The sequence below is a fragment of the Bacillus carboniphilus genome (genome assembly GCF_039522365.1).
Classification (GTDB): Bacteria; Bacillota; Bacilli; order Bacillales; family JC228; genus Bacillus_BF; species Bacillus_BF carboniphilus.
On sequence record NZ_BAAADJ010000063.1, the window covers coordinates 25,273 to 38,148 of the forward strand.

At 40.1% G+C, this 12,876-nt stretch carries 12 protein-coding genes; 2 read left to right on the forward strand and 10 right to left on the reverse strand.

Going from position 1 to position 12,876, the window contains the following annotated elements:
- Nucleotides 1–15: 15 nt before the first annotated feature.
- From ABDZ91_RS19575 to ABDZ91_RS19620, 10 genes are all read right to left on the reverse strand, one after another.
- Nucleotides 16–789 carry an enoyl-CoA hydratase-related protein gene (locus ABDZ91_RS19575; protein ID WP_343802940.1) on the reverse strand — a complete coding sequence of 258 codons (774 nt, stop codon included), beginning with the start codon at nucleotides 787–789 and terminating at the stop codon, nucleotides 16–18.
- A gap of 10 nt (nucleotides 790–799) precedes the next feature.
- Nucleotides 800–1,576: an enoyl-CoA hydratase/isomerase family protein gene (locus ABDZ91_RS19580; RefSeq protein WP_343802943.1), complete on the reverse strand. Its 777-nt coding sequence runs from the start codon at nucleotides 1,574–1,576 to the stop codon at nucleotides 800–802.
- Entirely contained in the window at nucleotides 1,569–1,862 is a 294-nt protein-coding gene (locus tag ABDZ91_RS19585; RefSeq protein WP_343802946.1) for an EthD family reductase, read from the reverse strand. Before ABDZ91_RS19585 ends, ABDZ91_RS19580 begins: the two co-directional genes overlap by 8 nt.
- Nucleotides 1,863–1,888: 26 nt before the next feature.
- Nucleotides 1,889–2,386, reverse strand: a complete 498-nt coding sequence (paaD, locus tag ABDZ91_RS19590; RefSeq protein WP_343802949.1) for a 1,2-phenylacetyl-CoA epoxidase subunit PaaD — start codon at nucleotides 2,384–2,386, stop codon at nucleotides 1,889–1,891.
- Nucleotides 2,387–2,495: 109 nt separating this feature from the next.
- Complete coding sequence (gene paaC, locus ABDZ91_RS19595; protein WP_343802952.1) at nucleotides 2,496–3,320, reverse strand: 1,2-phenylacetyl-CoA epoxidase subunit PaaC; 825 nt, start codon at nucleotides 3,318–3,320, stop codon at nucleotides 2,496–2,498.
- Nucleotides 3,289–3,675 carry a 1,2-phenylacetyl-CoA epoxidase subunit PaaB gene (gene paaB, locus ABDZ91_RS19600; protein WP_343802955.1) on the reverse strand — a complete coding sequence of 129 codons (387 nt, stop codon included), beginning with the start codon at nucleotides 3,673–3,675 and terminating at the stop codon, nucleotides 3,289–3,291. Before paaB ends, paaC begins: the two co-directional genes overlap by 32 nt.
- 30 nt (nucleotides 3,676–3,705) lie before the next feature.
- Nucleotides 3,706–4,656 carry a 1,2-phenylacetyl-CoA epoxidase subunit PaaA gene (paaA, locus tag ABDZ91_RS19605; protein WP_343802958.1) on the reverse strand — a complete coding sequence of 317 codons (951 nt, stop codon included), beginning with the start codon at nucleotides 4,654–4,656 and terminating at the stop codon, nucleotides 3,706–3,708.
- A 104-nt stretch (nucleotides 4,657–4,760) separates the two neighbouring features.
- The gene (locus ABDZ91_RS19610) at nucleotides 4,761–6,092 is read right to left on the reverse strand and encodes a phenylacetate--CoA ligase family protein (RefSeq protein ID WP_343802961.1); all 1,332 of its coding nucleotides are present in this window, start codon (nucleotides 6,090–6,092) and stop codon (nucleotides 4,761–4,763) included.
- Between the two features lie 429 nt (nucleotides 6,093–6,521).
- Nucleotides 6,522–7,469 carry an aldo/keto reductase family protein gene (locus tag ABDZ91_RS19615; protein ID WP_343802964.1) on the reverse strand — a complete coding sequence of 316 codons (948 nt, stop codon included), beginning with the start codon at nucleotides 7,467–7,469 and terminating at the stop codon, nucleotides 6,522–6,524.
- A gap of 80 nt (nucleotides 7,470–7,549) precedes the next feature.
- Nucleotides 7,550–9,214, reverse strand: coding sequence for a M20/M25/M40 family metallo-hydrolase (locus tag ABDZ91_RS19620; RefSeq protein WP_343802967.1), 1,665 nt, complete (start codon nucleotides 9,212–9,214; stop codon nucleotides 7,550–7,552).
- 475 nt (nucleotides 9,215–9,689) lie between these two features.
- Here ABDZ91_RS19620 and ABDZ91_RS19625 point away from each other — a divergent pair, with 475 nt between their 5' ends.
- Both ABDZ91_RS19625 and ABDZ91_RS19630 read left to right on the forward strand, forming a co-directional pair.
- Nucleotides 9,690–11,891 carry an FUSC family protein gene (locus ABDZ91_RS19625; RefSeq protein ID WP_343802970.1) on the forward strand — a complete coding sequence of 734 codons (2,202 nt, stop codon included), beginning with the start codon at nucleotides 9,690–9,692 and terminating at the stop codon, nucleotides 11,889–11,891.
- 110 nt (nucleotides 11,892–12,001) lie between these two features.
- Entirely contained in the window at nucleotides 12,002–12,772 is a 771-nt protein-coding gene (locus ABDZ91_RS19630; RefSeq protein WP_425541877.1) for a YqcI/YcgG family protein, read from the forward strand.
- The last annotated feature ends 104 nt before the right edge of the window (nucleotides 12,773–12,876 follow it).

Sequence of the window (12,876 nt, forward strand, 5' to 3'; positions counted from 1 at the left end):
TGATTCCTCCCTTAATTATTTTCCACTAAAAGCAGGCTTTCGTTTCTCAAGGAACGCTTGAACGCCTTCTTTGAAATCTTCAGACTCTCCTGCGATTTTTTGTGCATAGGCTTCTTTTTCTAACATCTCATCTAGTGTCACATCAAAGCTTTGGTTTAAGTAACGTTTAATGAGACCAATCGCCTTTGTTGGCATTTGAGCTAAACGATAAGCAAACGCCTCAACCGTTTCCTCAAACACTTCTGTACTTGCCACCTTTGTAACCAGCCCAAGCTCTTTTGCTTCCTCTGCACTAATTTTTTCTCCTAAAACAGCTAATTCCATCGCTTTTGCATGTCCTACTATTCTTGGAAGATAGTACAGATTTCCTGAATCAGGAACTAAGCCGATATGGATAAAAGCTTCTACAAAACTAGCTTTCTCAGAAGCAATTCGGAAATCACAGGCAAGGGCTAGACTAACTCCAGCACCCGCAGCCACTCCATTGACAGCTGCAATGACCGGCTTTTCCAGATTTGCAATCGATTGAATCATCGGATTGTAGCGTGTTCTCAAAATGTCTCCAAAGTCTGACCCTTCTGGTACATCACTTAAATCCTGACCTGAGCAAAAAGCACGTCCTGCACCAGTTAAGACAACGGCACGAACCTCTGGATTCTTCGCTGCGTCCTTCATGACTTTCGTTACTTCTTTATGCATTTGTTCAATAAAAGCATTGAGTTTGTCTGGTCGATTCAACGTGACCCACAAGACTCCATTTTTCACTTCCGCTAAAATGGTTTCGTACATCTGATACTACCTACTTTCCTTTAAAGAACGGTTTTCTTTTCTCTCGGAAGGCTTTCATTCCTTCCTTTTGGTCCTCGGAAGCAAATAATAAATAGAAGTTTTTCCTCTCAAACTTCATGCCTTCGTCAAGTGTATAATCCTCTGCTTTTTCAACAGCTTCTTTAATAAGTCGAACGGACAATGGTGGCTGCGCTGCAACCTTCTTCGCAAAACGCATCGTTTCTTCAAGCAGTAGTTCCGGTGCGATAAGTCGGTTAATCACTCCATAGTGAAGAGCTTCATTCCCCGACATCATTTCACCTGACCAAAGCCACTCGAGCGCTTTCTTTTTCCCCATTAGTCTCGTTAAATGCTGAGTTCCTCCAGCTCCAGGCATGACACCGATATTGATTTCTGGAAAACCAAAGCGGGCATCCTCTGCAGCAAATAAAAGGTCACAGCTTAGTGCAAGCTCAAATCCTCCACCTAGCGCAAAACCTTGAACTGCTCCAATGATGGGCTTCTTCGTCATTCTCATGCGATCCCAATCTTTAAACTGATTCATCAGCTCCATACGAATCGCATCATCATCGGCCATTTCATCAATATCTGCACCAGCGGCAAAGGCTCGACCTTTACCAGAAACCACAATCACCCGAACATCATCACGCTCATCAAACTCATCAAACACCGTGACAATTTCTCTAATCATAGGACGATTGATGGCGTTTAGGACCTTTGGGCGGTTTAGTGAGATGTGACCAATACCGCCATCAACCGTCACCTCAATAAATTCAAACTTAGACATTTTCTTCGTCTCCGAACATAAATGTAGCTAAATGTCCGGCAAACTTCATCGCATCTTTCATGGATACTTTCGCTTCTTCCGTTTGGGAAGCTGCTTTAAATGCATCTTTACTTTCATAGTACATTTCACACATCATGTAATATTCGGTCTCACCCTTAAGCTTTGTCACCTTTACTTCTTGAAGACCTGGAATCTTCTTTGTAATTGGCATATGTGTGTTGAAGTAGTACTCATCAAACTCCTGTGGATTTTCTGGCTTTTTGTACAATACGATTACTTTATACATGTTCAACATCCTCTCTTTTTTTCCTTCTACATCATGGTAGATACTGGTTTCATTGCTTCAAACGGATTTTTACAAGATTTACAGTATAGAATACTTCGACAAGCTGTTGGACCGAAGAGATTATCCATCGTTGTATACGGTGAGCCACAATACGGGCAATCTACTTTCCACATCCCATCCTTCTCCAGATACTTCGGTGGCGGAGCAATCCCAAATTCTTTAAGGCGTTCTCTACCTTCTTCCGTAACCCGGTCTGAAGTCCAGGGTGGGTCATAAATAAATTTGACTTGGACCTCCTGAACCTCTGGGATGGTGCGTATAGCTGTTTCCATATTCTTTTGAATGATTTCAAGGGCAGGGCATCCCATAAAAGTAGGAAGTACTTCTACATGAACCTTTTGTTCCTCCACCTCTACCTTTTCAACCATTCCCAAATCTATTACACTAACAGAATCTATTTCAGGATCCTTCACATTATGAAGGACCTCTAAAACTTTTTTATGAAGCTCAGATTGGAGTTTCATAATCATCACTGCTTTCTTGTTATTTCTGATGATGGTTCTTGATGAATAAATGGCCTGCTGGGAGGAGTGCCTGTTTTTCATGGTAGACCAGGATAACCAGCACTACATCCTACCAAACAGCCTTCGTATCCGTTACATACACCGCACTCAGCGTCTCCAATGCTTGATCCAAGTCTGGAGTGTGCACACCTTCACGGCCATTTCCTTTTTTCATCTCACATGGTCCAGGGAAATCTAAACCAACCTCTTCAAAAATCCCTTTCATATAAGACGTCCAGGTTACAGTTAGCTGTTCTTCACTCGCAATCAGTTCATGCTTAGCCATTTCATCTACTAAAGGACCAAGAGTCAACACACCTTGGAACTCTGCCCATGCACGGTCAATGGCTTCTTGCATTCGTTTACGAGCTTCACCGCCTGCCATTGTCAGCTGCTTAAACCAAGTAGACCAGTGCATAATGTGATAGTACTGCTCCATGTTGATTTTGATGGCTGCATGCTTCAAAGGCTGATAACTAGAGTTTTTCAAAGAATCTAAACGAACTTTTTTATACGTGTCATAAAAGAAGTTACGGACCACCGTGAAGGCCCAGTCATATCTTGGCTCCTCTAGGTAAGTTCCCGTTCCATTCTTCTCTTCTAGTAAAATCGCATTCTTTCTTTCAGATGCTTTTCTCCCATGTGCTAGGTGATCGGCATCTCCCTCTCCTAAATCCTCAAGAAGCTGGTAATACATGGCAGCATGCCCCATGGTATCTTGGCTAATCGAAGAAAAAGCAACGTCTTCTTCAATATGAGGTGCAAGCCCCAGCCATTCAGAACCTCTAAAGGAAAGGATGAAATCATCGTCTGCTAGCTGATATAAAAGTTCTGTTAGGGCTTTATAATAGGAGTTGTTCTCTTTAGCTTGTTGTGCGTTTTCGATTACTTGCATTTTTATCATCACCCCATGACAGAATTTCTTTTTCATCTAGCATGCCTTGTTCATATTCACGCCATTTCTTCTTTAAATAGCCATATCCTTTGGCTGTTCGATAATCTTTATTATCCAATCGCTTCAATGTCTCTTTTTCTTCTTCATTCAACTTTCGGATATCTGAACGCTTCACGACCCATATATCAATAACTGGTTCACGGCGCATAAAATTTTCTTGTGCCATTGCCAGTGCCATTTCGTGATTCGGAGCTAGTAAACTAAATTGATATTGCATATCTGTTTTCTCTGAACGTTTACTGAACACCTCAAACACTTCGTAAAAGCCTGAGCCGTTAGTATTTTTTTCTGACATATCTTTTCCCTCCTAACTGGCTACATGTTCTCAACTTAGCGCTTCTCGAACCCAACTGTTATTTTCATAGGCAATTTCTCTCAAGCGGAGTCGTGATTTAGATTTTGGTCCTCCACCACGAATGATTTTCTTGAATTCATTCCAATCTGGATCTTGATACACCCATTTTTCTGCTTCTTTATCGTAGTACATGGTTGGGTCAGGAAGTTTTAGCCCCAAAGATAGCATTCTTGGAATGTATTTATCGAAAAATTGTTGTCTTAACTCTTCATTTGTTTTGTTACGAATTTTGTATTTAATAGTGATATCCTGTTTGGAAGATCCAGTTGTTGCGGCGCTCGCTGGTCCAAAGAACATGAGTAGCGATGGCCACCAACGGTCAATCGCATCTTGAATCATTGCTTTTTGCTCTTCTGTTCCTTCTGCCAAAGCTAGAATGATAGACTCACCGTGTTGTGCATGGAATACTTCCTCTGCACAAATACGTTGAAGTGCCCGTGCATAAGGTCCATAGGATGCGTGTAGCATATTAGTTTGAGTGATGATAGCAGCTCCATCCACTAACCAACCAATGAGTCCAGCGTCACCCCAAGTTGGTGCTTCCATATGGAAGACATTATGAAACTTTAAGTCTCCTGAAAATAAATCCTGCATGATGTCCTCACGATTTTTCCCAAGAGGTTTCATTAAGTCTTCGGCCACTCTGAGTAAAAGCTGACCATGCCCCATTTCATCTTGTACCTTAGCCATTATGCCAAGCTTTCTACGAAGCGTTGGTGCTTTTGGGACCCATTCCTTTTCTGGAAGCGCTCCCATAATTTCCGAAATGCCATGCATGGAAATTAGCTTAATCAGTGCCATTCTATAATCGTCTGGCATCCAATCATCTGCTTCGATTTTTTCACCCGCTTCAATCCGTTCCATAAAACGTTGATACTTTTCCTCTTCAGTCATTGAAGAGAGGGAAGGAGAAATCGTCATGATTTCAAACTCCTTTCATTTTGGTTTACTTAATAATATGACGTTTATATAACGTTATTATAATTTATTGTTATATAGTATTCAAATCATATTCAAAAAGGTCATTATTTTTGGAAAACTTTGTTGTTTATCCGGTGATCGACCACCCTTACCGCTTTTCCTTCTGACCTTGGAATGCTCTTAGGTTCTTTCATGACAATATCCATGCTTACTAAACAGTAAGATTTAATTGTATGTTGAAGCTTTCCAATTAACGTTTGAGCCTCTTCACAATCGAGTTGTTTTCCCCAGCTATTGAATAATGCCTCTTCTATTTCAACATGAAGAGAAACTTTGTCGAGGTTTCCATCCTTGTGAATGTGCACTTGATAATGCGGAACAAGCTCCGTAAAGCTGATAAGATGATGTTCAATTTCAGAAGGGAAAACGTTGACGCCTCTAATAATCAGCATGTCATCAATTCTTCCTTTTACACGCGACATCCGAGTTGTCGTTCTTCCGCATTTACACTTTTCCGTTGTAATGGATGCAATATCTCCTGTACGGTAACGAAGAATAGGGAATGCTTCCTTCTTCAAACTTGTAAACACTAACTCTCCAAATTCGCCTTCTGGAACTGGCTCAAGAGTATCTGGATTAATCACTTCAACTATAAAATGGTCATCTGCTATATGTAGTCCATCTTGAGCTTCATGGCATTCCATTGCCACACCTGGTCCCATGATTTCACTTAACCCATAAATGTCACACGCTTTAATTCCAAGGAGTTCTTCTAGACGATGGCGCATTTCTTCCGACCATGGTTCAGCACCAAAGATTCCATACTTAATCGAGGTTTTTCGTGGATCCTTCCCAAGTTCAAGCATTCGTTCAGCGATATTCACTGCATACGATGGCGTACAGGATAATAATTCAGGTTCAAAGTCTTCTATTAACTGGATTTGTCGGTCCGTATTTCCACCTGATACTGGAACGACATTCACTTTTAATCGTTCAGCCCCATGATGCAGACCAAGCCCACCCGTGAACAAACCGTAACCATAAGCGTTATGCAGCATGTCACCTGGTTTCCCACCAGCAATTGTGAGGGCACGTGCAATCAAATCCGCCCAACTAGAAATATCATTTTCAGTGTATCCAACAACAGTAGGCTTCCCACTTGTACCAGACGATGCATGTACCCGGCTTAGACTTCTACGGTCAACCGCAAATAAACCGAAGGGATAATGATCTCTCAAATCCTTTTTCACAGTAAAAGGAAGCTTTTTTACATCCTCTACAGTTTGGATGTCATCTGGGTTAATCCCGGCGTTGTCCAAAGCATTTTTGTAAAAAGGTACCTTGTCATAAACAGTCTTAACCGTGTACTGTAACCCTTCTGCTTGAAGTTTTTCAATCTCAGATCTCTCAAACTTTTCTACCTCATGAAGTATCAAAACAAACCCTCCCTTTTGTGGTAAACGCTTTCATTTTAGAGAAAAATTAAAGTTGTGTGACGTTAAAATTCCGAGTTGTGTTTTTAGCGTTATATTACCTTTAGGATAAAACCTTCCTCTTTTTCTGTCAATGTTATTTCAGAAAATTCAATGATTTTAGTCACATTTTGAGGCTTATTTCTTATGTTTATAAAAAATTGAATGATTTGATGGATGTAATCGAGATGGATAGAGGAATAAGAGTGGGGAAAGTGAATGTTGAACCGCTAGAATGATGGTTGCGCGCGAAATTACTGTGATTGCGCGCGAGTATTTGAAAATACGCGCGAACTTTTAAAAATACGCGCGAAAACAACTGCCTTGCGCGCGAACTCACATAAACGAACAAAAAAAACAGGAACCCACAGGCTCCCGTCTCTACACAATCTATTAACCTAATATCTTTTCAATATTTTCTAATACTTCCTCATTAAGCGTCACATCAATCGCCTTAATATTCTCCAACAATTGCTCCGGTTTAGTAGCCCCTACCAATGCACTTGCCACATTTGGCTGGCGAAGGATCCATGCAAGAGCTAACTGTGATAAGGAGACATCTAAACCGTTGGCCACTTCTTCTAATCTAGCTACCTTTTGTAAATTTTCCTCGGTTAAAAACCCTTGAATGGTTTTATTAATTTTTTCATTTGTCGCACGACTTCCCTCTGGTAAAGGTTGGCCTAGCTTATACTTACCAGTTAATAGTCCTTGTGCTAAAGGTGAGAATACGACTTGGCTAATGCCTTGTTGTTCACTATATGGAATGACCTCTTGTTCGATTCCACGTTGGAACATGTTATATCGAGGTTGATGAACGACAATTCGATCTAACAAATACTTGTCAGATGTACGAAGAGCCTCTGCGATTTGAGACGCTGTCCATTCACTTACGCCAGCATATAAAATTTTTCCTTGTCTAACCAAGTCATCAATCGTTCTTAATGTTTCATCAATCGGAGTTTCTGGGTCATATCGGTGGCAGTAATAAATGTCTATGTAATCTAAACCGAGTCTTTTTAAACTAGCATGAGCTTGCTCAAACACATGTTTACGAGATAAACCGCGGTCATTGACCCCATCACCCATTGGCCAGAATACTTTCGTTGCCAGAACATACGATTCACGTGGGTATTTCTTCAGCGCTTTTCCAACGACTTTTTCCGCTTCCCCACGCTCGTAGACATTGGCTGTATCGAAAAAGTTAATCCCTGCATCATATGCGGTATCAATAATCTTTTCCGACTGATCAGATCCAACAGTAGCACCATACGTTAACCAACTGCCTAAGCTAATTTCACTAACCTTTAACCCTGTTCTACCAAGCTTACGAAATTTCACCGGCTTCCACTCCTTAAAAAAAGATATAGGAGAACGTGTCCCCTACATCTATCTTACTGGAATTATCATCCACCCATCAATTATTTTGTCTCCCGAAACAAATGTTTTATAACAGACCGGATCAGCAATGGTAGCGTTTCAAATGAATAAGGTTTGTATACCCTCTCCGTCCAGCGATGCCCATCTTTCCCGTACACACCCAAATTGATAGCTGGGATTTGCATTTCTTTCATTTCATCAAATGGAATCGGAAACAGTTTCTCTTGTGCCGGAAAGTTTTCTCTTAACATTTGAAGATCCGTTTCACTTCCACTAAAATTCAGAAAGTTCCCATCTGCTAAAAATGGAAAAAATCGCTTCATAGCGAATTGTTCTCCTGTAGCATCAGAAATTTCATTCGCTGCTTTTTCAATCGACGCAATGATTCTCTTTCCCTCTGGCGTATCTCTTTCAATCGTATGATTCGGTAAATAAGGAGTCGCCAGAAATACAATAATTCTCGGTGTAGTACCAGGGTCATGAGCGACTAGCTCTCTAATCAATCGAAAAGCAATCTGTCGAGCATCCCGCTCCCCATTACTCGCAAAAACTCTTGTGGTGATTTCGGTTGTATTCACCCCTCTATCCTCAAGCTCTTTCACAAACTCTTGAAAGGTTTGAACTTTTATACTCCAATCAATTGATTTCTCTGCGATATTCCTCTCTCTACAGTAGCTCTCATATGTTTTCTGCATCTTAGCTGACATGTCTTCTGCTACCTCTTGTGTAACAGCTTTTAATTCATAAATCACATTCTGGATAGACTTTTCATAAATAAAATAGTTCAGGTAAAGAGTGGCTGAGAGTGGAGTCTGTACGTTGTAAGCTTCTTTCTCATCTCTTTGTAGTAGGACAGACGGAGGCATCACATGCTCCCCATCGATCTCCTCCATAAAATCTAAATTGTACGCCACTCTTCTTACGATTTCTGACGATAGGACAGTAGGATCGATGGCGGTGAGTGCTTCACCTACGTGTGACTCACGCCCTTGTATATAAAAAGCCGGTAGCACCTTGCCTGCGGTACCCGTGTAAATATATTTCGTTTGATCTCCTTCATATAGAGGGGTAATAAAATCGTTATTAATGGCCAACTCAAACTGAAAATTCTCGGTCTTATAAAGTCTATAAAGCTCCTTAACCGCCGCTTTAATTCCTACGTGTTCTGCCTCTTCATCGGGATTGAAAATAAATAGAAGGTTCCCCTCTAGTTCATCCAAATTCTCCGAAAAATATAGCATATTGGCTAGATGGACAGCTACCCCACTTTGCATGTCTAACGAACCTCTCCCAAAAAGCCAATCCCCAGATTCCGCTTCTTTCTTGAGCTCTTCTGGAACATGGTCTTGTTTAAAATATCGGAGCAGTGCGTCTGGCTGATGGGCAATGGATTGAATAGCGCCATAATCAGATGTATGAACCGTGTCAATATGAGCATGTAAAATAATGGTCCGTTTTGTCTTTTTGTTAGAACGAATCAGAGCGAAGACATTCTTCCTTTGGTATAGATCTTCTAGAATTGACTGTGACCAAACATGTTCTGGGCTCTGTTGAAAATAAGGAAAGGAATAGATGATTTCTTGGACGACGTTTGCTTTTAAGGTCTCCCCTTCAGTTCCGCTATAGCTAGGATAAGATACGAGTGTTTTCGTTAAAAGTTCAACCTGTTCAAACGTAGACAACCCTTTTAATTGTTCATACATCATAATCCCTCCATTATTTCCTTTGTTACTTTCATAGTACAAATAGAGCCTAATAAGATTCAACTCATTTTTGATGGTATTCCTAATAGTAATTGAGAAACCCTATAAAAAGGAGATATTTGCAACTATGTAAAATCGGTTTAAACAGTTGATTACTTTTATTGGATGGATAGGAGCAGAAATAATTAGATTTATTCCATTTTTTACTTTTTTTGGATGATTTGGAACAAAAATGACCAGGTCTGTTCCGTTTTTTACATTTTTAGGAAGATTTGGCACAAAAACAATCAGATTCATTCCTTTTTTTACTTATTATGGAAGATTTGGCACAAAAACGACCAAGCTCGTTCTTTTTTTACATTTTCAGGAAGATTCCGCACAGAAACAATCAGCTCCATCCCATTTTTCCTAGAATCTTCTGTTAAAAAAACAGTTCCACCCTAATTTTCTAATTAACTCTAAAAGATTGGGTGACACAATGAAACCATTACATTCACAGCAATGGATCAAAAGAATATTAGCTTCAGACCCTGCTCTTATACGATTTCATAAGGCCGGAAGAGCAACAGTTAGTTTAATCGCTTCCGTCTTTACAACCTTACTGCTATTAAAGGGATTGAAACAGGAGCTTGTCCTCACCCCTTCTATTGTTTCGGGGATGGTAGGTTTGATGGGAATCATGGTTGTGATGGATAAAACGAAGAACGAAAGGAAGCTAACCACTGCACTTCTCGGCGTTTCTGCTATGCTCGGCATTACGCTTGGATCCTTATTTGCCAACTCCACCATCTACATAGATCTAATCTTAATATTTTTTACATTTAGCAGTTTTTACTTTTCAAGGTTTGGTTCTAGATATTTCTCTCTTTCGATGATCGGGTTTATGACCGTGTATTTCTCCTCCATTTTGAATTTAAGCATAGCGCAACTACCATGGTTTTACTTTGGGGTTGCCATTGGGGTTATTTATGCCTTTACTTTTAACTTTGTATTTTTTCAAGGGACTGGGAAAAATTTAAAACGGAGTATTCATTCCTTCCATTTTCAAATTAACTTGACCTTTAACATTCTAATAAAAGGAATTAAAAACAAGGGGTTGAGTGATCCGGACCAATCCCAATTACAAAAAAACGTCGTGAAGCTAAGGGAATATGCGAGAATTGTTTCAAGTTATATTGATGAAGCCGATGTTCAGGAAGCTTGGCCAGGGTTAACCCCTACTCAGCTAAGGCTTTATATTTTCGACACCGGTATGCTTATTGAAACACTAACGGATGCCATGAGAAGTTTAAAGAAGGCTGAAGCGCTAGAGCTGGACGAGTTAAGACATATGCTCGTTTGGGTTACAGAGGCACTTCGTGATGCAGAAGTCCTTGCTCCTAATTATGAAGAACAAAATATAAGGGAAGCTGAACTAGCGCTGCAGGCACTTCGCCTCACCATCATCGATTTATTAAATCAAAATCATGAACCAAAAGGATGGATCTTTCTGATTCGGCGGATTGAGTCAATCGCAAACCACGTTATTGAGGGTGCCTTCATCATTCAACAGGCACTTTATCAACCAAAACCTGAAAATAAAATCGAAACCGAGGCGCAAGAAGCTGATAAACTTCCTAAAGAGGAACCACTCAAGAAAGAAAAAACATTACAGCCAACTACTAAAAAAGCGTTCCAAGCCTTAGTCGCTGCAGTCCTATCAATTATCGTTGGTCAAATGACCTCACCTACCCAACCATATTGGGTTCTGCTTACTGCATTTATCGTGCTACTTGGAACGGAGTCTATTGGCCGAATTTACACAAAGGGCTTTCAGCGCTCATTAGGTACCATTATTGGAGCAATTATCGGTTTTGTTTTAGCAAAAGCCCTAACTGGGCAATCGCTCATAGAAGTTATTTTAATATTTGTCGTCGTTTTTCTCGCTTTTTATCTGTTTGCAGTATCGTATACGCTAATGAGTATGTTTATCACCATGCTCATTGCATTTATGTATGATTTACTTTTAGGTGGCATAACCTTTTCTCTCATTGGAGCACGGGTAGTAGATACCATTGTTGGGGCAGCAATTGCTCTAGGAGTATCGTTTGTCGTTTTCCCTAAAAAAACAAAGGATAAGGTTGCAGAATCAATAAGTGATTATTTCGAGGAATTAAAACCATATGTTACATCATATGTTAGAAGCTTTAGAGAAGATGTTAAGGTGAAGGAACTCTCCGGAAGTGCCTTTCAATTGGAGCAAAAATTACAAACCATACGGGAGGAATCTCATTCTATTACCCAACGGCCAGAGTCACTTCTGTACGGAGATATTACTAGATGGATTACGGTCCTTACAGCCATAAACTATTATGCAAGGCACTTAGTAGCTTCTTCTTACCGAAAAGACTTTGAGTATCCTGAAGAACTAATTGAGGTTTTCAACCAAATTGAGAAGAAGCTTGAGCATAATATGAATGAAATGAGCCAGTTAATTAAAGGAAGCATTCATTCCTCCACCCTTTACCAGCTTGAAGTAGAAAGAGAAAAAATTGAGAGGCTAGCTCCTGGTCAAAGAAAATCTGGACGTGATTTGATCCATCATCTTTACTATGTTTGGAGAATTAATCAATCGCTCATTTTACTTGGAACTGAATTAAAAGCAAAAGTTGCAATTGGCACAATAAAGGCTGAATCCTAAAATGATTCAGCCTTTATTTAGTAATTTGCGAATGCCCATTTCAACTTGGACATACTCCGCATTCCACACGGCTTGAATACATTGTAAGAGCTAGGAATGAGGTGGTAACCATCAAACATTTATATACGGATAGTCCATCACAAAGGAATACATTAGAGAAATGGGAAAGGACAGCCCTTGAATTATTTGAGTCGAAAATGACGAATAAAGAGAAGCCATTTCCTTGTATCCCGGCAACAATAGGCTATTCCTTAAACCAGTTAAGATATGTTTTTATTGGGGACCCAAGAGAAGGTGCTTCCACACATAAGCTATCAGAAGCCCTTAACGAATTCACCCAATTTTCCAGGGATTATGGCAAATATACCTCTCTCATTGTATTCTATGAGACACCTCAAGCTATTAAAGAAGAATTTAGTGTAGAACAATATGAACAGCTCTTCTGGAAACATCTCAGTGAATTAAGTGCAATAGATGGAGAAGCTTGGCCAGAAAAAATTCCCACCGACCCTCATAATCCAATATGGGAATATTGTTACTGCGGTGAACCTTATTTTATGTACTGTGCTACTCCTGCTCATAAAAATAGACAAAGTAGGCATTTTGAGCATATGATGCTTGCTATAACTCCACGTTGGGTCCTCCAAGAATTCAATAGAAACCCTTCTTTAGCAGCTCGAATCAAAAAAAAGGTTAGGGAAAGGTTAGCCAAGTATGATTCCATCTCCATTCACCCAGATTTGAATACCTACGGCGAAGAAGACAATTATGAATGGCGACAATATTTTTTAAGAGATGACGACACTTCTCTTTCAAAATGTCCCTACCATCGAATGTTAAAATTTCTAAAGATAGAGGACCGAACAAAAGCGCAGGAATGAATCCCTGCGCTTTATTTATTTTTACCCTAAAAGAGTAATCTCTCCCCAGCTTGCCCCCAAGTATCTCGATGTCTCTTCCACTAAACTACCCTTTAATAAATGCA